This window comes from Prevotella sp. MGM2, from assembly GCF_002933955.1.
In the GTDB taxonomy this organism is placed as follows: domain Bacteria; phylum Bacteroidota; class Bacteroidia; order Bacteroidales; family Bacteroidaceae; genus Alloprevotella.
In genome coordinates, this window is the sequence record NZ_BEWW01000281.1 from 1 (window position 1) to 24,131 (window position 24,131).

At 40.9% G+C, this 24,131-nt stretch carries 21 protein-coding genes; 7 read left to right on the plus strand and 14 right to left on the minus strand.

Translation table 11 applies throughout. The annotated features are described in order from the left end of the window. Nucleotides 1–24: 24 nt before the first annotated feature. On the minus strand, nucleotides 25–564 hold the full coding sequence (locus C5S62_RS07320; protein WP_104404725.1) for an acyltransferase: 540 nt from the start codon (nucleotides 562–564) through the stop codon (nucleotides 25–27). Nucleotides 565–653: 89 nt separating this feature from the next. Here C5S62_RS07320 and C5S62_RS07325 point away from each other — a divergent pair, with 89 nt between their 5' ends. Continuing rightward, nucleotides 654–1,427, plus strand: coding sequence for a LuxR C-terminal-related transcriptional regulator (locus C5S62_RS07325; RefSeq protein WP_104404726.1), 774 nt, complete (start codon nucleotides 654–656; stop codon nucleotides 1,425–1,427). A 160-nt stretch (nucleotides 1,428–1,587) separates the two neighbouring features. Here C5S62_RS07325 and C5S62_RS07330 read toward each other — a convergent pair whose 3' ends face one another. From C5S62_RS07330 to C5S62_RS07350, 5 genes are all read right to left on the minus strand, one after another. Then, nucleotides 1,588–2,115 carry a methylated-DNA--[protein]-cysteine S-methyltransferase gene (locus C5S62_RS07330; RefSeq protein WP_104404727.1) on the minus strand — a complete coding sequence of 176 codons (528 nt, stop codon included), beginning with the start codon at nucleotides 2,113–2,115 and terminating at the stop codon, nucleotides 1,588–1,590. Nucleotides 2,116–2,157: 42 nt separating this feature from the next. Further along, a complete protein-coding gene (locus C5S62_RS07335; RefSeq protein WP_104404728.1) occupies nucleotides 2,158–3,399 on the minus strand; it encodes an anaerobic sulfatase-maturation protein in 1,242 nt (413 codons plus the stop codon). A gap of 110 nt (nucleotides 3,400–3,509) precedes the next feature. After that, nucleotides 3,510–4,301 (minus strand): glucosamine-6-phosphate deaminase, encoded by a 792-nt coding sequence (gene nagB, locus C5S62_RS07340; RefSeq protein ID WP_104404729.1) that lies wholly within the window; start codon nucleotides 4,299–4,301, stop codon nucleotides 3,510–3,512. A 119-nt stretch (nucleotides 4,302–4,420) separates the two neighbouring features. Beyond that, nucleotides 4,421–5,521 (minus strand): glycosyltransferase, encoded by a 1,101-nt coding sequence (locus C5S62_RS07345; protein WP_104404730.1) that lies wholly within the window; start codon nucleotides 5,519–5,521, stop codon nucleotides 4,421–4,423. Further along, nucleotides 5,518–5,982 carry a C-GCAxxG-C-C family protein gene (locus C5S62_RS07350; protein WP_104404731.1) on the minus strand — a complete coding sequence of 155 codons (465 nt, stop codon included), beginning with the start codon at nucleotides 5,980–5,982 and terminating at the stop codon, nucleotides 5,518–5,520. The genes C5S62_RS07345 and C5S62_RS07350 overlap by 4 nt, the downstream gene beginning before the upstream one ends. Nucleotides 5,983–6,103: 121 nt before the next feature. Between C5S62_RS07350 and C5S62_RS07355 the strand changes: the two genes are divergently transcribed. Further along, nucleotides 6,104–6,493 (plus strand): hypothetical protein, encoded by a 390-nt coding sequence (locus tag C5S62_RS07355; RefSeq protein ID WP_104404732.1) that lies wholly within the window; start codon nucleotides 6,104–6,106, stop codon nucleotides 6,491–6,493. Here the strand turns inward: C5S62_RS07355 and C5S62_RS07360 are convergent. From C5S62_RS07360 to pheT, 3 genes are all read right to left on the minus strand, one after another. Further along, a complete protein-coding gene (locus C5S62_RS07360) occupies nucleotides 6,487–7,065 on the minus strand; it encodes a YdeI family protein (protein WP_104404733.1) in 579 nt (192 codons plus the stop codon). The two genes, C5S62_RS07355 and C5S62_RS07360, sit on opposite strands and share 7 nt — an antisense overlap. Nucleotides 7,066–7,164: 99 nt before the next feature. Further along, nucleotides 7,165–7,896 carry a YebC/PmpR family DNA-binding transcriptional regulator gene (locus C5S62_RS07365; protein ID WP_104404734.1) on the minus strand — a complete coding sequence of 244 codons (732 nt, stop codon included), beginning with the start codon at nucleotides 7,894–7,896 and terminating at the stop codon, nucleotides 7,165–7,167. A 67-nt stretch (nucleotides 7,897–7,963) separates the two neighbouring features. Beyond that, the gene (gene pheT, locus C5S62_RS07370; protein WP_104404735.1) at nucleotides 7,964–10,435 is read right to left on the minus strand and encodes a phenylalanine--tRNA ligase subunit beta; all 2,472 of its coding nucleotides are present in this window, start codon (nucleotides 10,433–10,435) and stop codon (nucleotides 7,964–7,966) included. Nucleotides 10,436–10,839: 404 nt separating this feature from the next. On the opposite strand from pheT, the gene C5S62_RS07375 reads away from it, so the two are divergent. The 5 genes from C5S62_RS07375 (at nucleotide 10,840) to C5S62_RS07395 (ending at nucleotide 18,917) form a co-directional block, all read left to right on the plus strand. Continuing rightward, entirely contained in the window at nucleotides 10,840–12,279 is a 1,440-nt protein-coding gene (locus C5S62_RS07375; protein WP_371411195.1) for a S1C family serine protease, read from the plus strand. Between the two features lie 718 nt (nucleotides 12,280–12,997). Next, the gene (gyrA, locus tag C5S62_RS07380) at nucleotides 12,998–15,541 is read left to right on the plus strand and encodes a DNA gyrase subunit A (RefSeq protein ID WP_104404752.1); all 2,544 of its coding nucleotides are present in this window, start codon (nucleotides 12,998–13,000) and stop codon (nucleotides 15,539–15,541) included. Between the two features lie 29 nt (nucleotides 15,542–15,570). Then, a complete protein-coding gene (locus C5S62_RS07385) occupies nucleotides 15,571–16,830 on the plus strand; it encodes a lipopolysaccharide assembly protein LapB (RefSeq protein ID WP_172486031.1) in 1,260 nt (419 codons plus the stop codon). A gap of 107 nt (nucleotides 16,831–16,937) precedes the next feature. Then, complete coding sequence (locus C5S62_RS07390; RefSeq protein WP_104404738.1) at nucleotides 16,938–18,149, plus strand: hypothetical protein; 1,212 nt, start codon at nucleotides 16,938–16,940, stop codon at nucleotides 18,147–18,149. 48 nt (nucleotides 18,150–18,197) lie between these two features. Then, a complete protein-coding gene (locus C5S62_RS07395) occupies nucleotides 18,198–18,917 on the plus strand; it encodes an SDR family oxidoreductase (protein ID WP_104404739.1) in 720 nt (239 codons plus the stop codon). A gap of 180 nt (nucleotides 18,918–19,097) precedes the next feature. Here the strand turns inward: C5S62_RS07395 and galK are convergent, their stop codons facing one another. The 5 genes from galK to C5S62_RS07420 all read right to left on the minus strand — a co-directional run bounded on the left by galK (nucleotide 19,098) and on the right by C5S62_RS07420 (nucleotide 24,082). Beyond that, entirely contained in the window at nucleotides 19,098–20,258 is a 1,161-nt protein-coding gene (gene galK, locus C5S62_RS07400) for a galactokinase (protein WP_104404740.1), read from the minus strand. A gap of 33 nt (nucleotides 20,259–20,291) precedes the next feature. Then, nucleotides 20,292–21,563, minus strand: coding sequence for an MFS transporter (locus tag C5S62_RS07405; protein WP_104404741.1), 1,272 nt, complete (start codon nucleotides 21,561–21,563; stop codon nucleotides 20,292–20,294). A gap of 127 nt (nucleotides 21,564–21,690) precedes the next feature. Continuing rightward, entirely contained in the window at nucleotides 21,691–22,776 is a 1,086-nt protein-coding gene (locus tag C5S62_RS07410) for an aldose epimerase family protein (protein WP_104404753.1), read from the minus strand. A gap of 148 nt (nucleotides 22,777–22,924) precedes the next feature. Continuing rightward, nucleotides 22,925–23,500, minus strand: coding sequence for a GTP cyclohydrolase I FolE (gene folE, locus C5S62_RS07415; protein WP_104404742.1), 576 nt, complete (start codon nucleotides 23,498–23,500; stop codon nucleotides 22,925–22,927). A 24-nt stretch (nucleotides 23,501–23,524) separates the two neighbouring features. Further along, entirely contained in the window at nucleotides 23,525–24,082 is a 558-nt protein-coding gene (locus C5S62_RS07420; RefSeq protein ID WP_104404743.1) for an SPOR domain-containing protein, read from the minus strand. Between the last annotated feature and the right edge of the window lie 49 nt (nucleotides 24,083–24,131).

The following is a 24,131-nucleotide window of genomic DNA, read 5'->3' on the forward strand; positions in this document are numbered from 1 at the left end:
CAAATTTAACACTTTTCTCAAAATTCATGCACCGTGTTTTCGGCTTGACCCGAAAAAAGAGGATATGAACCATAATGTTAAGAAACAGAGTTCTCCATTCTTTCCGGTTTTTTCCAACCAGGGTGATATGATAGGCATAAAAAGATAAAGGCCGATAAGCATATATACAAACCACATATGACCGCTGGATGCATTAAAATTATAGGCGAGATGTGATATTGACTCCATGACACCTGTTGCTGTCATGTCTCCCCATAGATAAGGTAATGTGGCATAAAATATCGACCATAAAGTAAAAGGTACAACCACTCTTAGAAGCCTTCTATGAAAAAACACTCTAGTATCAGTCTTTACTGGTACTAGCAGGAATGATGAAATCATGACAAAGAGAGGAACAGAACACCTAAAGGCGCTGTCGATGACACTAACCCAAAAGCCGTCTCGCATATTTTGGATTCCAATATTGTTATCATCTATAAAAAAGAATTCACAAGAGTGAATCATGATAACCATAAAACATGCGATTACACGCATAACATCAAGAAAAGCTATTCTCTCTTTCATTAGTCTGATATTTAATTATTATTTTTGCAAAATTAGGAAGTCTATATCATATATGCAATACTGAAAAATAACCATTATATAATAATTCCATGGATATACTTCGCAAAGAATTGAATATGATTTATGAAGCCCAACATCTTGATATGGAAGCATTGGATCCATCTGATGTGGCAGAGGCAAAGGCCATTGCAGCCATTATAGCCGACATTAATAGTGGATGTGCGATAGTTACTGATGCGTCCTGTGACAAATGTTATATCTATGCCAAAGGATTTGGAACATTAATCGGATTGACTGAAGAATCAAGCATATATAAAGAAGAAAATTCAAGTGATGAGGATGAAATCTATAATCGTCTTCATCCCGAAGACCTTGTCGAAAAGAGGATGCTTGAATATGAATTTTTAAAAATGATGGATTCTCTCGAAGAATGCGAGAAGAAATACTATAAGGCAACTTGTCGTATAAGAATGAAAGACCGGCAGGGTATTTATAGGAGCATTGAGAACAGTACGCAGATAATAGGTCTTTCTCCGGCTGGCAAGATATGGCTTATTCTCTGTTTCTATAATCTTTCTTCTGTCCAAACAGAGGTAGACGGCATAGCTCCACATATCATAAACAATAGTAATGGAGAAATAATCGCACTCTCTTTCGGAGAAAAAAGAAAACGTATTCTTACTGAAAGGGAAAAGGAAATACTACATCTTATAAAGGATGGGAAGCCAAGTAAAATAATTGCTGATTTACTTGATATCAGTATTCACACTGTCAATCGTCATCGTCAAAATATTATCGAAAAACTGAGTGTGGGTAATAGCATTGAGGCTATTACGGCTGCAACAGCTATGAAGCTGTTATAGAGATAAAGTAGATATGGTTATTTGGCATATTGTGCATAAACCTTAAACGGTGATTTTATTTCAATACTTTGGTGTCAAAGGATTTATCGATATTTTCCTTCGAAAGGCAAGACTTTTAATCTTAGTAGATAGGATTTTAATAGTGTAAGGTCAAGATGTGTTATCGAATTAGGGTGTTTTCGTTTTCTAGATTTAGAAGTAGTTGCTTGGCGGTTAATCCTCCAGCATATCCTGTGAGAGTATTGTTGCTGCCGATGACTCTATGGCAAGGTATGAAAATAGATAGTGCGTTAGCGCTGTTGGCGTTGGCTACAGCTCTGATAGCATAGGGACAATCCATTTGTTGGGCTAATTTCTTGTAAGATATGGTTTGGCCATAGGGTATTTTTAGTAGGTTGCTCCACACTTTTTTTTGAAATTCTGTGCCGATAAAGAGTAATGGGATTTCAAAAGCAGTTCGTTGTTTGGTAAAATATTCTTCTAATTGTTTTCGGGCTTTTGATAATATTTTTGAATAATTTTCTTTATAATCAGCTTTCATCAAGCGTTGAAATCTTTGGTTTACTATAGTTCTGGGTGTACCTTTGCTCCAGTCACAGAGGCAGAGTTTGTCTTCTGTTGCTCCAAGCAGCAAATCGCCATAAGGGGAATGGTAGGCTTGGATGTAGATCGTCTGTTTTTCTTTCATATCTATCAGTCTATAAGGAACATGCTTTTTATGATATTCAGGTTAATGCCTATATTCTGGTTCGCCAGATTTTATCCACTCCATGATGTTGGCGGGAGCCTGTTCATGTTGCAGTTGATATTTCATGTAGTCCATGTAGCGGCTTACATGCTTGAAGAATCGATAGTATCCCTGACATAAGTAGTTATGTCCTTTTTGGCCGTCTGCTGATATTGAGAACCGATTGCGTGGGCATTCACCATGGCAGGCGAAGAGATAGTCGCATTGGCGACATTGAGTGGTGAGCAATTTTTCTTTGTTTTGTCCGAAGTCATTTTGAGCAGCACTATACATTAGTTCTGTGAGGGTGTGTTCAGCGATATTTCCTAGTTTGAATTGAGGAAATACATAATGATCGCAGACATATATGTCACCGTTAGCTTCCATTACTGCGGCATGTCCACAGGTCTTGGCTAGTGAGCAGACGGATGGTTCCATATCCATCCAACCAGCTAAAGTGGAATCAAACATTTGGATAAAATAGTTTCCGACATCTTCTCGTACCCATTCATCAAAGAGACGGCACAGGAAGTTTCCCCATTGCTTTGGTGTTACTGAAAAAGGAGCTAGTTCTGCCCAGGCACCATCAATGGGACTGGCAAGGGTGCGACCGTCCTGATGTCGGTAAAGACGTTCTACTACTGGTGTGAATTGGATGAAATGGCAATTTATTTCTTTGAAAAAATGGTAGAATGCTTCTGGAGAGTCTGCGTTCAAGTTGTTAACAGTGGCCATGGCGTTCCATTCTACATTATGGCGGTTAAGTGTTCGTATACCGCGCATTACCTGTTGCCAAGAGGGTTTCCCTTGCTGGGTGAGGCGATAGGCATTGTGCATTTCTTCAGGACCGTCAATGGATACTCCAACGAGGAAGTTGTTTTTTCTGAAAAAACGGGCCCATTCGTCTGTAATGAGAGTGCCGTTAGTTTGTATGGCATTGTCTATTTGTCGTCCGTTAGCGTACTTCTTTTGTAGTTCCAGTGCTTTTTGATAGAATGTTATCGGTCGCATCAGCGGTTCCCCTCCATGCCAGGTGAAAAGAACCGATGGGGTGGTTTGTATATTCATGTATTGTTCCACAAACTTTTCAAGCATATCTTCTGATAGAATTTGCCGGCGCTGTTGTTGGTAGAGATTTTTCTTTTCCAAATAGTAGCAATAGTCACAGCGCATATTACATGCAGCACCTGCAGGTTTCAGCATGACATATTTGGGCTTGGAAAAAGGAGATATGTTTGTGGACATTGTTTTATTAAATAGATAGAGGAATATGATAAAGGCTGTCGGTCAGCCACACATTAATGGTTTTGCAGCGGCCAACAGCCTCTTGATTAAATTTCTAAGTATGCGTTATATCAGAGAGAATCTTTTTCGATGTCTTTGAAATATTTGTAAGTGCCGTGGCGTAATTCTTCGCAAGCGGCCTCATCGCATACAATGATACCGTGTTGATGCATTTGAAGCACAGATATAGTCCATTGTTGTGTGACAGGGCCTTCTACAGCTGCTTGGAGTGCCCGTGATTTGTTATGTCCGTTACAAAGAACGAGTACCTCTTTGGCACTCATTACAGTACCAACACCTACAGTCAGAGCTGTGGCCGGAACATTTTCGGGGTTACCGTCAAAAAAGCGTGAATTGGCTACACGAGTGTCGGTTGTTAGCGTCTTCATGCGTGTACGGCTGGTTAGTGAACTTCCCGGTTCATTGAAAGCAATGTGCCCATCAGGACCGATGCCACCGATAAAGAGATCTATACCGCCAGCATCTTCAATCATCTTTTCATAGTTGGCACATTCTGCTTCCAAGTCTTTAGCATTGCCATTGAGAAGGTGGATATTCTCTTTGGGGCAGTCTATATGATTGAAAAGGTTGTTGGCCATGAAAGAGTGGTAACTTTCCGGATGCTCTTCAGGCAGGTTAACATATTCGTCCATGTTGAAAGTAACAACATGTTTGAAACTTACTCGTCCTTCTTTATTGGCTTTGACTAATGCTTTATACATGCCTATAGGGGAAGAGCCTGTAGGAAGTCCTAAAACAAAAGGTTTCTCTGCTGTAGGGTTAGCAGCATTGATTTTGTTTACCACATAGTCTGCAGCCCACTGCGACAGTTTTTCATAGTCCGGTTCGATAATGACTCTCATAATATATTTTGTTTTTTAATGGTTATACTTTCGCAAAAATACTTATAATTGGCAAAACAGCCAAGCAAACCTGTTTTTTTCTCTTTCTTCGTATTGGGTTGAATCGTTTGCTTGTGTTTTCATTCACTTGCACTCCAAAAGTCAATATATTCTTGAGCTACTTTCAAATAGTCGTGATGCCGTTCAATGTACGTACGGCTGTCGGCTGATAGTTGAGGTAATTTATTACGGTGTATGATAATATCGCATAATGCGTTATAAACACTTTCTTCCGTAGGGATTACGTTAATAATGGGACGCAGATTGGTTTCGCTGATGATTTCATAATTTTCAGGTTCTCCGCCGCCCACCACTACAAGTCCTTTAGACATGGCTTCAAGTGCGTTCATGGCTGGGGTATAAGCGTAAAGTTGATCCAGAATGATATGGCAGCCGTCCATCAGTTGGCGATAAAGGGTAAAGGGAACAGATTCAACTTTTATCATTTCTGTTTCGTTTGGGAAACGGGCTGTTACACGCTCTAAAGCCCGTAACATGATGTCTGTACCTTTATAAGCTGAACGTGCTCGCTGGATGCCTATGAAAAACTTTATTTTCATGGGAGTTTCCTTTACGATATGGGGAGATGGGGGGGGGATGATAGGAAATGGGATGAATGTGAGTTTTTGAGACCAATGCTTTTTGTAGGCTGTGTGATATTCATAAAGTCCGGCTATTATGCCGTTACAATCAGCGGCTATATATTGGTTTAATCGGGCTTTTTCTCCATTTATCCAATCATGTTTCCAAACTTCAGTCTCTTTGGTGTGGCGTATGGTTTTTCCTATGTTGAAATCGCTGTAACGGAATGTATGACAATCCAAACAAGCTTGTGCATAATAAAAATCCATCCCAAAAGCGCCCATGAATATTTTGTTGTTATGCTTGCGCAAGTATTTATAAAAAGACCAAATGCGCTCGGCTTTGAGAGGTAAGAAAACCGGATTAATTATTTGGACTATATCAAATCCTTTGAACTTATGGAAACTTTTATGTAAACGCAGAATATAAGCAAGCGATTTAAATCTTCCGAAGTCTGTACGTTTTAAATCGATATCGCGTGGGTAATTCTTCCAGCTATCGCCATCGGATGCAACGGTCACATCGTGCCCTAATTTTCGAAGACCTTGAGCAAGAGTGCAGTGTACATTACTATATTCGCCTAAGAGTAAAATTTTCATGTTTGTCGTTCGTTAAGAAATTGGGCAAAAATGCGTGCTGCATTTTCTACCATTCTGGCACACGGGCGTTTCGCATAATACTCTGGTGTGCGTGATTCAGCTTTTGGATTATTAGTTGGTGCGTCTTTCCTTAATCCTAAAAGTTCAGAGCATATTAGTGCACCGCTTTCTTCCTTAAATCTTTCAGCTAAATGTTGTACAATTTTATAATTGTAGGATTTTCCCTCTCGGTCAGTTCCGTCAGTACACCCTGTCTCTAGACCTGCCAAGAGAAACATGCCGCATGCAGCGCCACAAGTTTGGCGCATGCGTCCAATACCTCCTCCAAAGGACGCGGACATGCGCAGTGCTTGTTCTTCAGTGAAACCGTAGAGGTCGGCAAAAGCGGTAACTACTGATTGTGAGCAGTTGAAACCAGATAAAAAAAGATTCACAGCCCGCTCTATTCTTTCTTCGTACATAAAGAATAAATTATGAAGTTATTTGTATCTTTGCGAAAATTAATTAGCTATAGCTTTTTTGTTCCTGATGTAGGACGGCTATAAAAGCAAAAGTACAAATCAATTAAATATCAGCAAAAATATGGGACGATTATTCGCTTCTTTTGTATTGTTATTTCTATTTTTAGTGGGGTGTAATAATAATTTAAATAATAGAATGGTGCGGGAGGCGCAGGAATATACTCAAAAGCATTGCCCTCAAAGATTAGATGATTTTACAGTATTGGATAGTATGGTTTATGATGTTTCTACACGTATTTATTGGCGATGTTTTTCTATCGATACTTCAGCAGCCTCTGTGGTCCTGTCACGAAAAGATGTTTTGAAGCAATATCTTGTGAATGAACTGAAGGGTGATGCTAAATGGAAAACATGTAAAGACGAAGCAATAAATTTCGGTTATGTTTATAAGGCGATAGACAATGGACAAACAGTTTGTACTATCATTTTAGAACCTAAAGACTATCAATAGTTCAATAATCGTTCATTGTCATTCCATTCTCCATAAAGAATACCTTTGCGGGTATTTTCAATGAATTTGTCCAACCGGTTTTGGAATAGTGTCAAAGAGTGCTTCTTTTGGGATTGGATAGTATCTATTCTGACTCTTTTATATAAATCTGGTAAAAGGATGAATTTTTCCCATAAATCCCGATCAGATTGTAATGTTTGCAGTATGTCCTTATCTATAATAAATCCTTTTTCTGACATGTCTGGCAGTCTTTTTCTTCCAGCGTCTGTCATCAGCCTCATCCGTTCCAATCGTCTGCATCTTTCCTTGTTTAGTTCCGTCCAGTTGCTTCGAATCTTTCTGGGACCTAATTTTTGTACTGTTATGCCTTTTTCGTTTTTCTTTATAATGCTGTCAATCCATCCAAAGCACATAGCTTCTTCTACAGCATCTACATACCAGAATGTACTGTCATTTTGAGGTCTTCCGCGTTTTACTATAACCCAACATTCTGTTTCAATATTATGATGGAACATAAGCCATTCTCGTAATTCGCGTCTGGATTTGGCAGCCAATAAATTTTTGAATTCCATGATAGAGGTTGGGGGATTTAATCAAGAAACTTGACCGCAGTTGTACGTGTGATTCAGCGTGTCTGCGGTCAAGTTCTTTGTTTATGGAGTGGGAGGGGCTTAGTTTTCTGAAGGTTTCATATTGGTGTAAACAGTTTGTACGTCGTCAAAATCTTCCAAACGTTCCACCATCTTGTCAATACTTTCACGTTCTTCGGAGGTAACCTCTTTAAGATCATTTGGAATATAAGTGAATTCAGCACCAACTACTTCAAAACCATTCTCTTCAAGATGTTTCTGAATTTGTCCGAAGCATTTGGGGTCGCCATAAATGGTGATACTTCCTTCTTCTTCATCCTCATCATATTCGTCCTCAACGCCATAATCAATGAGGTCGAGTATCATCTCATCCATATCTAGACCTTCTGTTTTTTTGAATGAGAATACACACTTATGGTCAAAGAGATAGGCCAGTGAACCCATAGTACCAAGATTACCGCTGAATTTGTTGAATACAGAACGTACATCACCAACGGTACGGGTAGGGTTGTCTGTTAACGTATCAACAAAAATGGCAACTCCATGAGGACCGTAGCCTTCATAGGTCATTGTTTTGTATTCGCTTTGGTCTTTACCCATTGCGTTTTTGATAGCACGCTCAATGTTGTCTTTCGGCATGTTCTCTCGCTTCGCAGTAGCGATAATAGCGCGTAGCGTAGGGTTGTTCTCAGGTTCTGGGCCGCCGGTTTTTACAGCAACAGCAATCTGTTTGCCTATTTTGGTGAATGTGCGGGCCATGTGCCCCCATCTTTTCATTTTGGCTGCCTTTCTGTATTCAAAAGCTCTTCCCATTTGGATTGTTTATTTTGTTGTGTATATAATGAATTGTACTAAAAAGTTTTGTGCCTACAATAGACGTTTAACGTAGCTGGGCCCCCAGTTGTTTTTGGAGATTGGTTATAATCTTTTGCATAATGGCATCAGTCTGTTTGTCGTTCATTGTTTTTTGCTCATCTTGTAAAGTGAAATTGACCGCATAACTTTTTTTCTCGGCTTCCAGATTTTGTCCTTCATATACATCGAAGAGAGTTATCTTTTTTAACAATTTCTTTTCAGACGCCTTGGCTACCTGCTCTATTTGGCTGAAAGTGATGCTTTTGTCTACCAATAATGCTAAATCTCGGCTTACAGCGGGGAATTTGCTGATTTCAGAAAAACTGACATTGCGATTGCGTATTTTCTTTATGATAAGACTCCAGTTCAAATCAGCATAATAAACTTCGGAATCAATGTCATGTGCACTTGTCAGACTTTTCTTAATCAAACCAAATTCAAGATAAGTTTTCCCATTGCGGTCACATAGACATAATGATTTGCTGAAAATATCACTTTCGCCGTTCTTCATTTGCATTCCGCCCATAGGGAAACCAATGCGGCGCAGTATGAGTTCCACATAAGCCTTCAGCTCATAAACGCTGGTTGTTTCGTCCGGATGAGCCCATGCGCCTTCAATGCGTTTTCCTGTTAGCCACAATCCCAAATGGCTCTCTTCGCTGTAAGAAGAGAGTACTTTTTCCGGATTATGTTTTGTCGCATCATAAGAATAACAATTGCCAATTTCAAATAATCGTAGATTGGCATTTTTACGATTGGCATTATGTGAAATCACTTCAAGTCCTCCGAAAAGCAACGTCTGACGCATTACATTGAGGTCAGAACTGAGCGGGTTTAGTAATCGTACCAAATTTTCCGGTGCGAAAGTTTGAGTGTTTTTATAATATGCCTCTTTAGTCAGAGAATTATTGAGTATTTCGTTGAATCCTTGACCTACAAGCTGCTCACTTACCAAATTTATCAATTTATTGGAATCGTCCACTTCTCCTTTTATCGTAAGGCTGGATTTTACAGCCGTGGGAATTTCTACGTTATTGTAGCCGTAAATGCGTAAGATATCTTCTACAACATCACAAGGGCGTGTGACGTCTACCCGATAAGCAGGAACTTGCAGTGTCAATTCATCTGCCGTTTCCTTGGTTATTTTCATATCAAGGGAAGTAACAATCTCTTTGATGACATCTGTCGGGATCGTTTTCCCTATCAAATCATGAATATACCGGTAGGTGAGTGTCACGTCAAAATGCTTTTTGAGATTTTGAGCTGCAACATCCTTAATTTCCATGGCTATGGTGCCACCAGTCAGTTCGCGTATAAGAATGGCGGCTTGCTGAAGGGCATAAATCTGGCCGTTAGGATCTATGCCGCGTTCAAAGCGGAAAGACGCATCAGTGGATAAGCCATGCCGGCGGGCACTTTTCCTGATCCGGGTGGGATGGAAGTAAGCACTTTCCAGCAATACGTTTCGGGTAGTCTCATAGGTACCAGAGCCACGTCCGCCAAATACACCGGCAATACACATGGCTTCTTTCGTATTGCAGATTGCCAAGTCATTTTCTGAGAGTTTATGCTCCACACCGTCAAGTGTGACGAATGGAGTACCTTCCGGTAAGGTTTTGACAATCACTTTACCTCCTTCAATCATGTCGGCATCAAAGCAATGAAGCGGTTGACCGTAGGCAAACATAATGTAATTGGTCACATCGACAACATTGTTGATCGGACGGCAACCTATGCTGGTCAAGGCCTTCTTCAGCCATTCAGGGCTTTCGCCTACTTTACAATCTTTCAGGCTGACAGCGCAATAGCGCGGACAGGCATCCGGATTTTCCACAACAACGTCAATGTCTAAATCATGATTGTCTACGCTGAAACTGTCCGTAGCAGGACGGTGAAGGCTGCTTGCTTGGCCGTTACGGATCAGCCAGGCATATAAATCACGTGCTACCCCATAGTGTGAGCAGGCATCCGCGCGGTTCGGTGTGATATCTACTTCAATGATGTATTCACTTGTGATACCGAAATAATCGGCTGCCGGCATACCGACGGGAGTGTCTGCAGGTAACACCATGATGCCATCATGGCTTTTGCCCATGCCTATTTCGTCTTCGGCGCAAATCATGCCCAGACTTTCAATGCCACGTAGTTTTGATCGTTTAATCGTGAAGCAATCATCACCGTCATAAAGTTTTGTGCCCAATGTGGCGACAATGACTTTCTGACCTTGCGCCACGTTGGAGGCACCACAGACTATTTGTACCGGTTCTTCGCCGGAAATACCTAAATCCACGGTACAAACGTGCATGTGGTCGGAATTGGGGTGAGGCTCACAAGTCAGCACATGGCCGACAACCAGGCCGGCCAGTCCGCCGCGGACGGCCTGTACTTCTTCTATACCCCCCACTTCAAGACCTATGCTGGTCAGAGCCTTGGCAACTTCTTCAGGGGTCAGGTCGAAGTCGACATAAGACTTCAGCCAATTATAAGATATATTCATATATTTTAATGTTAACGTATTGGTTTATATGATTGAGTATTTACTTAAAAATACAGAACAGTTTCGATAGCGCCGCAAAATTAGTTATTTTTTTTCAATTGATAACATTGTGAAAGTGATAAATGAGAAAGCATTTAGGCATCAAGGCCGGATATGGAAAAAGGCTAAAACTTATAAAATATCTGGTAGGTAATTTTTAATCGTTGTTAAGACCAGCGAAGTCTTTGTTAAAGAAAATCATGCAAATGATGATTTCAGTCCGAATAAGTACAGTTTTAGAGCGATTAACCTTATATTTGTCCCGCGAGAAAGATTGTTCAGTAAAAAAAAGGATGTTTTCTTCTTTTTCCAAAGCAGTTGATGAAATCTCAAAATAACAACCAAAACTAAAATTTAATATGTCTATGTTTTTTAAAAGTACATTTTTGCCTGCATTGGCGTTGGGGATGACTTTGAGTTTAGCAGCTCCGGTTGCAGCTGTGTCACAAGTGACGCAGCCTGTTGATTTAACTTATGCGGCAGAGAAAGCCACGGGATCGGTGGTTTATATTAAAGTGACGACCAACGGAAGAACGCAAATGGTCGATTATGTTGATCCTTTTGAAGATTTCTTCGGCGATTTCTTCGGACGTGGTGGCGGCGGACGTCAGCAGCGTCAGATTCAAACTCCCAAACGTCATGGAGCTGGTTCTGGAGTTGTTCTTACATCTGATGGCTATATAGTGACAAATAATCATGTGGTGGAAAATGCGGACGAACTGCTGGTTAAGTTCAACGATAACCGTGAGTTCAAGGGGCGTATCATCGGAACGGATAAGGCCACGGACCTTGCTCTTATAAAAATTGAAGCCACAGGTTTGCAGCCTATCAGTATAGGAAGTTCCGATGATCTGAAAGTGGGCGAGTGGGTGCTTGCCATTGGCAATCCCTTTGGGTTGACCTCAACAGTAACTGCCGGCATTGTCAGTGCAAAGGCGCGTGGACTGGGAGCTACCGGCGGCATCGAGAGTTTTATTCAAACGGACGCCGCCATTAATCAGGGTAACTCCGGCGGAGCGCTGGTCAATGCCCGCGGGCAGTTGGTAGGCATTAATGCGATGCTTTATTCTCAAACAGGCTCCTATTCAGGTTACGGTTTTGCCATTCCTACATCAATCATGAATAAAGTGGTGGATGACCTCAAAAAGTTCGGTACAGTACAACGGGCTGTGCTTGGCATAACCGGTAGTGACGTTACAAACTATATTGACCTTCAAAAGGAAAAGAATGATAAAGTTATAGACCTCGGAACCGTGACCGGCGTATATGTCGGTGAGGTCTCTTCCGACGGTGCTGTGGCCGATGTGCTTAAGGAAGGTGATGTCATTATTGCCATTGACGGTGAAAAGGTCGGGAAAATGAGCCAGCTTCAGGAACAACTCACCAAGCATCGCCCCGGAGACAAGGTGACCATTACTTATATGCGCGACAAGAAAACGCAGAAAGCCACTGTGACCTTGCGCAATGTGCAAGGTACAACTGTGGCGCTGGAGAGTGTGGACAGCGACACAATGGGAGCTGCCTTGCGTGTTCTTACTGACCAGGAAAAGCGTGAACTTAATTTGCGCTATGGACTTGTTGTTACCGCAGTCCGAAAAGGGAAAATGCAGGATGCCGGCATTTCAAAGGGCATTATCATTACTCGGGTAAATGATCGTGAGATGCGCACCAAGGAAGATTTTGATGAAGCCGTTAAAGCGGCAAACCTGTCTACCGATCGTGTCTTGTGGATACGTGCCAAGACACAGAGTGGTCTCAATAGAAGTTTCACAATAGAATTGGGAGATCAGAAAGCAAAGGAGTAAAAAAAGTTTCAGTCCTTTAAAGGGACTGGACAGTTCGGAATCTGATTTTAACATAGAAAGGGATTTTGGTTGTAACACTGCAATCCCTTTCTATGTTTTTCATATATTGGTTGTTATGGTGAAAACAACTGTATGGGTTGTGTGTCATAGGAATGCATATATTATGCCAAATAGAAAAAATCTTTAGAAGTAGCGTTTGAAGAGGTTATTGGAATTAACATTTTTAACCTTTTATTACAAATGAAGCGCGAGGATATCGGTTGATTTTATTGGATTTTGAAAAGTTCTTATTGCAGTTTTAATTCGAATACTTGAAATTTTAATTCGAATACTGGGATTTTTGAAAAGGAATATAGCGAATAATTGGTGCTTTTCCACTTGGAAATATTGAGAGAGCGGGACTTTCAAACAGAAAGCCCCGCTTCGCAATTACAAATATACTACATTTTTCATCCAAAAACAAATTGTGTTAAAAGTTGGAGTGTGCTTGATAATTATCATATTGGTGGGGATACTCTTTATTTAGATAATGGCGGAAATAGGCTTATTATTGATTTTAAGACAATGAGTTTTTGCTTCCGGCTACCTGTCGAAAGAGAACGTTGAGTGTCGGAAATCGCTTAAAAAGTTTGTTTTTTTGAAAATGGACGTTTTTAATATTCTGTCTTTACACAGAAGTTACTATCTTTGCAATAAAAATAAGAATTATCAAAACAGTATGTTAGACGAAGACAAAATTATAAAAGTAAACATAGAGGAAGAAATGAAATCTTCCTATATCGACTATTCCATGTCGGTAATTGTGGCTCGTGCTTTGCCCGATGTGCGCGATGGATTTAAGCCGGTTCACCGGCGTATCCTCTATGGTATGTTGGGACTGAATAATACGCATGATAAACCCACCCGTAAATCGGCCCGTATTGTGGGTGATGTGTTGGGTAAGTACCACCCTCATGGCGATATCTCGGTCTATGGCGCTTTAGTGCGTATGGCACAGGATTGGAACATGCGTTATCCGCTGGTGGACGGACAGGGAAACTTCGGTTCGATGGATGGTGACTCTGCAGCGGCCATGCGTTATACTGAAGCAAGGTTGAGCCTGGTCGGTGAGGCAATGATGCAGGATCTTGACAAGGAGACTGTGGACATGATGCCGAATTTCGATGATACCTTGATGGAGCCGACGGTCATGCCTACCCGTATTCCCAACTTTCTTGTGAACGGGGCCAGCGGTATTGCCGTGGGTATGGCTACTAATGTGCCGACCCACAATCTGGGAGAGGTTATTGACGGATGTGTCGCCTATATTGATAATCCGGAAATCAGCATCGAGGATTTGATGCATTTCGTAAAAGCCCCTGATTTTCCCACGGGCGGATATATTATGGGTATGCAGGGCGTTAGAAGTGCCTATGAAACCGGTCGCGGACGTGTGATGATGCGTGCTAAGACTGAAATAGAAAACGGCACGGCCCATGACAAGATAATTGTCAATGAAATTCCTTATGGCGTGAATAAGGCTGAGCTGATCAAATCTATAGCCGACCTCGTGAATGAACGCAGGATTGAAGGTATTTCCAATGTGAACGATGAGAGTGACCGCGAAGGTATGCGTATTGTGGTGGATGTGAAACGCGATGCCAATACCAATGTCGTTCTCAACAAACTGTTTAAAATGACAGCGCTTCAGACGAGCTTCCCTGTCAATTGCATTGCTTTGGTGCATGGCCGTCCGAAAACGTTGACGCTTAAGGACTGCATACGTCATTTTGTAGAGCATCGTCACGATGTCGTGATACGCCGTACACGTTATGATTTGCGCAAAGCTCAGGAACGTGCTCATATTCTTGAAGGGCTTATCATTGCCAGCGATAATATTGATGAGGTGGTACGCATCATCCGCAGTTCGAAGACGCCTCAGGCTGCTATCGAGAATTTGATGACGCGTTTTAAGCTTGATGATATTCAGGCAAAGGCCATTGTGGATATGCGATTGGCACAACTCACCAATATCCAGCAGGACAAACTTCATCAGGAATTTGAAGAATTGGAGCGCAAGATCGCTTATTACGAGCAGATTCTGAGTGATGACGAACTTTGCAAGAAAGTAATGAAAGATGAGCTCATTGAAGTGAAGGAAAAATATGGCAATGAGCGTCGTAGTGAAATCAAACTCTCGGAGCAAGAGTTTAATCCCGAAGATTTCTATGCCGATGATGAAGTGGTCATAACCATTAGTCATCTGGGTTACATTAAACGTACGCCTTTGGCAGATTTCCGGGCGCAGGCTCGCGGTGGAGTGGGGTCGAAAGGAGGCTCTATTCGTGATGAAGACTTCATTGAATACATATATCCCGCCACGATGCACAACACTATGTTGTTCTTTACGGCCAAGGGACGTTGTTTCTGGCTGAAGGTCTATGAAATACCGGAAGGTGCTAAAAACGCTAAAGGAAGAGCTATTCAGAATATGCTCAACATAGATTCGGACGACAGCATTAACGCTTGTTTGCATATTCGTAAGTTGGGCGATGCGGATTTCTGTAAGTCACATTATGTCCTCTTCTGTACAAAGAATGGTATTATTAAGAAAACTTGTCTGGAAGAATATTCACGTCCGCGCACCAATGGAGTCAATGCTATAACAATACGTGAAGATGACCGTGTAATCAGCGTTTGTCTTACTAATGGTGAAGATGAACTTATGCTGGCTAACCGTAATGGCCGTGCCATTCGTTTTGAGGAAAATGCTGTTCGCACAATGGGACGTACAGCTACAGGTGTACGTGGCATGACGCTTGATGACGATGGTGAAGATGAAGTGGTTGGTATGGTATGTATCAATGACAAGGAGCGTGAAACGATTATGGTTGTCAGCGATCAAGGTTACGGTAAGCGCAGTCTTGTGGAAGATTATCGTATGACTAATCGTGGTGGTAAGGGTGTCAAGACTATCAGCATTACTGAAAAGACAGGAAAAGTCGTGGCCATTAAAGCTGTAACGGATGAGAACGATCTTATGATTATCAATAAGAGTGGTATTACGTTGCGACTTAATCTGGTGGATGTACGAGTGATGGGACGTGCCACCCAAGGCGTGAAACTCATTAACTTGGGACGTAGAAATGATACAATATCAAGTGTTTGCCAGGTTCCGGCGGAAGAACCGGATGCTGAAGAGTCTGAAACGGAAATTGTAGAGGAAGGCTGCGTTGCCGATGTACAGTCGGATACGGCAAGTTCTGAAAATGAAATCAAATAACGAATGCTAACCATTAATTAATTATGATTATGAAAAAGATAATCTTAACTTTGACTTTTGGTGTTATCTGCGGCAGTACTCTTGCACAGAACAATGCCATTTACAAGGCACAAACGCTTACTGAAAAAGGTGATCTTCAAGGAGCTGCCGCTGTTTTTGAAGAAGCCTTGAAAAATCCTAAAACCACAAAGTTTGCCGAAATGTACCATAAGGCAGCTGAAGTGAATGCACAAATCTTCAATCCCGAGCTTATCAAAGCATCGCAAGGGGTACCTTTCGACACTTTGTTGTTTGTGAATAGTTTGGATAAAATGGTAGATTACTATACCCGTAGTCATGAGGCGGATATCAAACCTGATGAAAAGGGACGTGTAAAGTCGAAATTTGTTGCAGCCAATCATGGACGTATGCTTTCCATGCTCGACTATTATAATTATGCGGCGATTTTCATGAATCAGAACGGTAATATCGAGAAGTCTACGGAATTGTTTGAGAAATATCTGGCCTTACCCAAGAATCCGATATTCTCCTCTCATGAAACAGACTCTATCTATGCTTCAAAGAAAACAGCTTATAGTCAGACCGCTGTAAACCTTGCCTTGCTGAGTTATAATGGTAAAAAATGGGATAAGGCTATAACTTATGCCGATCAGGCCTTAAGCAGTGATACGCTCAGTATGAGGGATTTGTATATCATTAAAATGCAATCGTATGTGGAGAAAGGTGACTCTGTCATGTGGCTTAAAACGTTGACAGAAGCTGTGAGTCGCACCGAAAGCGCTAATTTTATGCAAAACCTGCTTTATTACTATGTGAGCCATAATGATTTAGCTGCGGCAGAGAAAATGGCAAGTGACATGGTTGCAGCTTCTCCCAATAATAAAATTGCCTGGTATATGAAAGGTTGCGTGGAACTTAACATGAAGAAAGATTATCAGGCTGCGAAGGAGAGTTTTGAGAAAGCCTTGAGCTATGATCCGGATTTTCTTGAAGCTAATGTGAACATGGCCTCAGCTTATATCAATCAGATTGTGGCCGACAAATTGGCGGGAAAATTTAAGTATGTAGGAACTAATAAGGCTGTTTATAAGAAAGATGAAGCTGCCTATAATAAGGAATTGTCTACAATCAAAAGCTATTATCAGAAGGCATTGCCTTATATGGAGAAAGCGCGTGCTTTAGCTCCGAATCAACCCAAGGTTTGGGCATATACATTGCAGATGATTTATGAGAATCTGCAAATGAAAGCGGAAAAAGCTGAGATAGATGCTGTCATAGAGGGCATTTGATATAAAGATTTATGGTTTTATAGAAAACAATTCGAATCAGTAACTGCACATCCGGAATGCAACGAATATTTGCGTTTCGGGTGTGCTTGTATAAAATGAATTAAGTAATGAAGTATATTCTGTTCATCGTATCTTTTTTTGTTGCCTGCCCATCGGGGATGCTCCATGCGCAGAAACAGTTCAAGCCGGTGAAAGCTGCTTTGAAAAGCAAAAACGGAACTGAAGCTTTAAAACAAGTAGAAGAACTTACAAAGGATAGTCTTTTGTGTGAAGATCCGCAATTATATGATTATGGAAAAGAGGCTCAGATTCTGATTAATAATGTGGAGAATGAGAAGGCTTATTTAAAGCAATCTTATGATACGGCTAAGTTTTTTAATAGTACATTAGGAATTTATGATTACATTCTTCGTTGTGATGTGAAGGAGCAACAGCGTTTGGCCAAGGAAGGCAAGAAAATGAAGTTTGTAAAAGGGAATCAAGAATTGTTACATCGATATTATTCCAACATTAATGCGGGTGCACGTTATTTTTATAGCAAAAAGCAGTATGCATCAGCTATGCCTTTGTTAAAGCATAGTATACAGGTTCCTTTACTTGCAATTTGGGGAAGTAATAAATCAGCCATACCATATTCCAATTATCAGAGGAATGCCTATCTTTATCTGAAGAGTGCCTATTTGAGCGATAATTATTCAGAGGTTTTTACATTTAAAAATTTTCTATTGGAAGATTCTAACCAGTATCGTTGTAAGGCTCTTGAATATATGTCACTATCAGCTGAAGCATTGAAGGACAGCATTGCTTATTATGATTATCTGAAACTCGGATTGAAAGATTATCCTCAATATCCTTTTTTCTTTACCCGATGGGCTGATTATTGTGCGGAGCGTGGAGATTATCAAATACTGGTGATGGCATCTGACAGTCTTTTGCAAATGGATAGTACTTGTGTTGTCTTTTGGGAAGGCAAGAGTTTGGCTTTGCTTAATTTGCAACGCTATGAAGAGGCGATTGAAACTTCCAAGCGTTGTTTAATGCTCGACACGACTGCTGTTGAAGCTAATTATTATGTAGGTGCAGCATATTGCAGTTTGGCCGCTAATATTATAATGCCAACAAACATCAATTCCAAGGCATATAAACAGGCTGCTGCTTTACGCAAAAAATACTATACCTTGGCTCTTCCTTATGTGGAAAATTATCGTTGTCTTGTTCCTGATGCCCAGAAACGTTGGGGGCCGCTTCTTTACAGCATTTACTTTTCGTTAAATATGGGTAAAAAGTTTGAGGAGATAGAGCAATTGATGGTAAAATGATGGCTCCTGTTTTATGGTTGTTATGGGGCAAAATCAAATTTAATAATTATGTATTTTAGTGGCAAGGTGGTTGTGATAACAGGTGGTGCAAAAGGCATAGGGGAACATATAGCCCAAGTGTTCGTCAAGGCTGGGGCAGAGGTTTGTGTTATAGATGTGCTACCTGGCAATCATTTTGTTGGAGATGTAGCAGACAAGGAAGTACTGGAGACTTTTGCGCAAAAAGTAATAAGTAAGTATGGTAGGGTAGATATATTGGTAAATAATGCCCTGCCTTTAATGAAAGGTATTGCAGAATGCTCGTATGAGGAGTTTGAGTATGCTTTGCGGGTCGGCTTGACAGCCCCTTTTTATCTTTCTAAATTATTTGCCCCTTATTTCTCTCAAGGCGCTTCAATTGTTAATATTTCATCATCACGTGACAGGATGAGCCAGCCTCAAACTGAAAGTTATACAGCGGCCAAAGGAGGTATTACAGCTCTTACCCATGCTTTGTCTGTTAGCTTTTCTGGTAGAGTTCGGGTTAATTCGGTTTCACCTGGATGGATTGATACAACAGGTTCGGTCTTTTATGGAGCTGATGCTTCACAGCATCCAGCAGGACGTGTGGGATGTCCGGCTGATATAGCTTCGATTGTACTTTTTCTTTGTTCTGATAAAGCCGGCTTTATTACTGGGGAGAATATTTGTGTGGACGGAGGAATGACGCATTTGATGATTTATCATGGAGATAATGGATGGAGTTTGAATTCCATGAATATGGAATGATGTTTGGAAAGCTTATCTTTTTGTGGAAAGTACTTTCTTGATTTTGAATGAAAAATGTTGTATTCTTGTAATAGTCAAACGGGGTTTTCTCCATGGGGAATTCCGTTTTGTTTTTACACAAAAAGCGGGAATACCTTCAAAAGGTATTCCCGCTTTTGTTGTAACTATTATCGAAGTTCTTTAGCAGAGTTTGCGGGAACCATCGCCAATGACAACATCAATAACAACAGGGGATTTTCCAAATTTGGCAATGAATTTTTCTTTAACAACTTTGACAAAGTTATCGTAGAGTTCTTCACTAACTAAGTTGATGGTGCATCCGCCAAATCCACCACCCATGATGCGGGAACCTGTAACACCCTCTTCTTTTGCAACATTGTTGAGGAAGTCAAGTTCTTCACAGGATACTTCATATTCCTTGCTCAGGCCTTCATGGGTGGCATACATCATTTGGCCTACGGTTTCGTAGTCGCCTTTCTCGAGAGCTTCACATACCTTGAGAACGCGATCGACTTCTCCGATGACGTATTTTGCACGCATGTAATCTTCTGCAGAGACTTCATTTTCTACTTCCTTAAGCATGGAGTAGTTTGCATCGCGGAGAGTTTCTACTTCAGGATGATGTTTATTGATGGTGGCAGCCACGCGCTCGCAACTTTCACGGCGGTCGTTGTAGGGAGAACCAACTAGCTCATGTTTTACACATGAGTTGACAAGAACAAGTTTATAGCCTGTGGGGTTGAATGGGAAATATTCAAATTCACCGCTGCGACAGTCTAAACGCATTAGACTCCCTGCTTTTCCGTGAACAGAGGCAAACTGGTCCATGATACCACATTTGCAACCAAGATATTTATGTTCAGTGCGCTGACCTACACGGGCAAGTTCCATCTTTTCTATTTTGTTCTCACCCCATAGATCATTAAGTGCGAAAGCGTATACGCTCTCAAGGGCTGCGGAAGATGACATTCCAGCGCCAAGAGGCACATCGCCAGCAAAGGCTGTATTGAATCCTTCGACAGGGACACCTAAAGCCATCATTTCGCGGCAAACACCGAAGATGTAGCGTGCCCAGCTGGCCTTTGGACCAGCGGCATCATCAAGATTGAATTCCACATAATCTTTCAGGTCGATAGAGTAGGCACGTACATTGCGGGTTCCGTTGGGCTTGATCTCTGCAATCATTCCCTGTTCTACTGCACCAGGGAATACAAAGCCATTGTTATAGTCCGTGTGCTCACCAATGAGGTTGATGCGGCCAGGAGAGGCATATACGGAACCAGTGCTGCCGTCAAAATGTTCGATGAAACGGCTTCTCACGTCTTCAATTGTTAATTTCATATTGGTAGGGATTTTAGGTTTATAATATTAATTTTAGTCTTCACGCTTGCTCACTCGGCTACCTACAAGGGCGTAGAAGAGGAGGTAGGCAGCGCAGCCTGCTACCACCCAGAAACTGGTGATATAGCTGGTGGCATCAGCTACGAGACCTTGTATGAACATCATCACGGCACAACCGAATACCATTGTCATGAACAGACCTGAGGCTATGGCTGTGTATTTTCCAAGACCTTCAACGGCCATGTTAAAAATGGAACCCCACATGACAGAGGTACAGAGACCTACGAGCAGGAATGCAAATATGCCTACAGGAATTTCTTGTGTAATGAATTCCAACTTAGCCCAATCTACTCCGGGGAATGCAACCTGTATATCGGCGGGGGCGTACATTCCAAAGAGTACTAAAATAAGAGTGATGGTGGATACAGTGGTAATCATAGTACGTGCGCTGACTTTATTGCCAATGGAGGCACCTACAAAACGGCCAATCAGCATCATGAACCAGTAAACGGCAACGAGTAAACCTACAATGTTCTCAGGTATTTTTGCGTCTTCGGTTAAATAGAAGCCTACGTAGCTGGGTACGCCTACTTCAATGCCCATATAAAGGAAAATGGCGAGAAGTCCGAGTGAGAAATGACGGTAGCTGAGGGCGCCCTTTATGAGGTCTACGCGAACAGGTGCTTGTTCCGGTTCTTCAATTTTTGTAAAAGAGATGACAATGAAAGCTATAACGAATATGCCTAAAGCTATCATCAGTGCAGGTGTTGCATCTGCAATCTTGGCTTTTGTCATATCGGAGATGAGTGCACCCATCAATATATAGCAGGCTACAGCAGCAGCAGAATTGAATACGCCGCCAATTTGGATAAACTGGTTGCCTTTGTTTCCACCACCGCCGAGGAGGTTGAGCATCGGATTTACCACACAGTTTAGAATACACATACACAGACCAGCAATGAAAGCGCCTATCAAATAGACTGCAAATACAAGACCAAGATTTTCTTCAACATTTAATTGGCCGCTATACCATTGTATACCAATGCCAAGTGCGCCAACAACAAGGCCGATAAGAGCCGTTCTCTTGTAGCCGAATTTAGCTATAAGCATACCGGCAGGAATGCCCATGATAAGATAGGCTACAAAATTTCCGTAGTTGCCAATTTGAGCGAGTACGGTAGAAATTTCGCCTTGGTTTTTAATGATTTTTGCCATAGGATTGCACAGATTGGTCACGAAAGCAATCATGGCAAAGAGCGCAATCATCACGATGATGGCTCCCCACTGTTTTTTTGAATTACTCATGGTTTAAAAGATTTTAATTAGTAAATGATTAATTATTATAGTCTTAAGATGATATTATTAAAATAAATATATAAGTTAGTAATGAGTGGATTGACATCATTGCTAACTTATATGTTTATTTGTCTGTTTATTCTTGTATCCCGAATTTATAAATTGTTTTTTGAGTGTACACATCTCCGGATTTAAGCACTACAGGAGGAAAATAAGCGCGGTTGGGGCTGTCAGGGAAGTGCTGTGCTTCAAAACAGAGTCCGCTTCGCCGACCGAATGTAGCACCATGTTGGCCTTTGTAACCATCGGCCCAATTGTCTGAATAGAATTGTAATCCCGGTTCAGTTGTATAAACTTCCATGATGCGTCCGGAAATAGGTTCAGTGATTTTTGCGGCGAAAGTCAATTCTCCTGGTTCTTTTTTGTTGAGTACATAGCAGTGATCGTAACCGGCACCGTTTTTTATCTGCTCATCATCAGCGTCTATGCGCTCGCCTACGGTGTGGGGAGTTGTAAAGTCAAATGGTGTACCTTTCACACTACGAATTTCTCCAGTGGGAATGCAGTTCTCATCTATGGGGATATAAAAATCTGCATTGATTTCACAAATAACGTTTTCACAAGTAGGGGTAGGATTGGCTATTCCTGCCAAGGAGAAAAAACCATGGCTTGTCATATTGACAATGGTCTTTTTGTTGGTTGTTCCCTTATAATCAATGACAAGTTCATTTTCGTCTGTTAAAGTGTACATGACTGTCATTGACAGCTCACCAGGAAATCCTTCTTCATAATAGGCAGAGATATAACGAAGAACGAGGGCACAATCGCTTATTTGTTCGGCATCCCATACACGGGCATGAAAGCCTGTTGGTCCTCCATGAAGATGGTTGGGGCCATTGTTAATGGCTAAATTATATTCTTTGCCGTTGAGTGTGAACTTTCCATGGCAAATGCGGTTCCCATAACGACCTACGAGAGTCGAAAGGAAAGGTTCCGGCGATGAGATGCAGTCATCTATATTATCATGTCCTTGAATGATATTGGCAAAATTTCCATTTTTGTCAGGTACCATTATGGCTACAAGCGAGCCACCATAATTGGTTATCGCGACTTCCATGCCGTTTACATTATGCAGAAAGTAAAGATTTGTTTGTTTGCCTTTTATTTCTTTTTGAAAATTTTCTTTTTTTAATCCGCAGATTGTTGTTTTATCGTTTTCCATGATTGTATTAATTTTGTTAGATTGTAAGGCAAATTTGCTAATAACTTTTGAAAAAAACAAGTATTTAAGAAAAAAAATATCACTCATTCTGTTTATCTAAAGAGAGAATGAGTGAAGTTAGTGATTGTTCTGTTAAAAGGATGTGTGATCAGGACTTGTTTGAGATGAGTTTTAGGAATTCTTCTCGTGTTTTAGCGTGTTGAAAAACTCCTGAAAAATCACTAGTGGTTGTGGTGGAATTTTGTTTTTCAACACCACGCATTTGCATGCACATATGTTTAGCTTCAATGACTACCATAACTCCTAATGGATTAAGTGCCTTTTGGATGCAATCTTTAATCTGAAGTGTCATACGCTCTTGTACTTGAAGACGGTGAGAGTAGATGTCAACAACGCGTGCTATTTTTGACAATCCGGTAATATAGCCATTAGGAATGTATGCAACATGAGCTTTACCATAAAAAGGCAACATGTGGTGTTCACACAAAGAATAGAAATTGATGTCTTTGACAATGACCATTTGATTATATTGCTCGTTAAATTTTGCAGAATTTAAAACTGCAATAGGGTCCATGGCATATCCTCGTGTTAGAGTTAACATCGCTTTGGCTACACGTTCTGGAGTTTTAATAAGCCCTTCGCGTTGAGCGTCTTCTCCCAGAAGTTTTAAGATTTGTTCGTAGTGAACCTTTAGCTTTTCTATTTTCTCGTTTTCGTAAATCATTTTTAGAATGTGGATATTATGGAATTAATGGGCTAAAAGAACTGTACATTTTACAATTCTTACTTCTTTTGAGACTTTTGCAGAACGTATTTTTTGAGCATATTTATTGGCTTCTTCATGAGTTTTGAAATCACCAACGCGACATGTCCAACGAGGGTTTATGAAGCGAGGGTATATGGATAGCATAGGAAAAGTTTTTTGGCATTTTTTTCCTATTTCATAAGCCATTGTTTTGTCTTTATGGGAGTTATTACCTGTAAATATTTGAATGCGATAGCCTGTAGTTTGATAGCGTTGCCGTGTTCCAGCATAATGAGAGGTTGTATTATTTTTATATCTTTCTTCTTTTTCATTATGCTGGTTGTTTTGTGTGCTTTCTTTGAGTTCTGTATTGGATTGGGAGGAAGGAGACTTCTTTGGCACATTATTTACAACATCATCAATTTTGCTGTCTTGAACGATGATAACCTTTCCTTCGCCGGCCTGTTGTTTTTGAATATGTTCCGTGAAAGTTGATTGCCCTATTGCAACTGATGGTATTAAAAAAATAATACTATGGATAAGAAATTTTAGAATTGGCATTTTTATAGGACTGTATAATTAAGAGAAAGTCAACGAGATAATAAAGTCT

Bases quoted from the DNA above. Each gene is read 5' to 3' on its own strand.
- C5S62_RS07320 (WP_104404725.1), bottom strand. From the start codon at position 564: ATGAAAGAGAGAATAGCTTTTCTTGATGTTATGCGTGTAATCGCATGT.
- C5S62_RS07325 (WP_104404726.1), top strand. From the start codon at position 654: ATGGATATACTTCGCAAAGAATTGAATATGATTTATGAAGCCCAACAT.
- C5S62_RS07330 (WP_104404727.1), bottom strand. From the start codon at position 2,115: ATGAAAGAAAAACAGACGATCTACATCCAAGCCTACCATTCCCCTTAT.
- C5S62_RS07335 (WP_104404728.1), bottom strand. From the start codon at position 3,399: ATGTCCACAAACATATCTCCTTTTTCCAAGCCCAAATATGTCATGCTG.
- nagB (WP_104404729.1), bottom strand. From the start codon at position 4,301: ATGAGAGTCATTATCGAACCGGACTATGAAAAACTGTCGCAGTGGGCT.
- C5S62_RS07345 (WP_104404730.1), bottom strand. From the start codon at position 5,521: ATGAAAATTTTACTCTTAGGCGAATATAGTAATGTACACTGCACTCTT.
- C5S62_RS07350 (WP_104404731.1), bottom strand. From the start codon at position 5,982: ATGTACGAAGAAAGAATAGAGCGGGCTGTGAATCTTTTTTTATCTGGT.
- C5S62_RS07355 (WP_104404732.1), top strand. From the start codon at position 6,104: ATGGGACGATTATTCGCTTCTTTTGTATTGTTATTTCTATTTTTAGTG.
- C5S62_RS07360 (WP_104404733.1), bottom strand. From the start codon at position 7,065: ATGGAATTCAAAAATTTATTGGCTGCCAAATCCAGACGCGAATTACGA.
- C5S62_RS07365 (WP_104404734.1), bottom strand. From the start codon at position 7,896: ATGGGAAGAGCTTTTGAATACAGAAAGGCAGCCAAAATGAAAAGATGG.
- pheT (WP_104404735.1), bottom strand. From the start codon at position 10,435: ATGAATATATCTTATAATTGGCTGAAGTCTTATGTCGACTTCGACCTG.
- C5S62_RS07375 (WP_371411195.1), top strand. From the start codon at position 10,840: ATGTTTTTTAAAAGTACATTTTTGCCTGCATTGGCGTTGGGGATGACT.
- gyrA (WP_104404752.1), top strand. From the start codon at position 12,998: ATGTTAGACGAAGACAAAATTATAAAAGTAAACATAGAGGAAGAAATG.
- C5S62_RS07385 (WP_172486031.1), top strand. From the start codon at position 15,571: ATGAAAAAGATAATCTTAACTTTGACTTTTGGTGTTATCTGCGGCAGT.
- C5S62_RS07390 (WP_104404738.1), top strand. From the start codon at position 16,938: ATGAAGTATATTCTGTTCATCGTATCTTTTTTTGTTGCCTGCCCATCG.
- C5S62_RS07395 (WP_104404739.1), top strand. From the start codon at position 18,198: ATGTATTTTAGTGGCAAGGTGGTTGTGATAACAGGTGGTGCAAAAGGC.
- galK (WP_104404740.1), bottom strand. From the start codon at position 20,258: ATGAAATTAACAATTGAAGACGTGAGAAGCCGTTTCATCGAACATTTT.
- C5S62_RS07405 (WP_104404741.1), bottom strand. From the start codon at position 21,563: ATGAGTAATTCAAAAAAACAGTGGGGAGCCATCATCGTGATGATTGCG.
- C5S62_RS07410 (WP_104404753.1), bottom strand. From the start codon at position 22,776: ATGGAAAACGATAAAACAACAATCTGCGGATTAAAAAAAGAAAATTTT.
- folE (WP_104404742.1), bottom strand. From the start codon at position 23,500: ATGATTTACGAAAACGAGAAAATAGAAAAGCTAAAGGTTCACTACGAA.
- C5S62_RS07420 (WP_104404743.1), bottom strand. From the start codon at position 24,082: ATGCCAATTCTAAAATTTCTTATCCATAGTATTATTTTTTTAATACCA.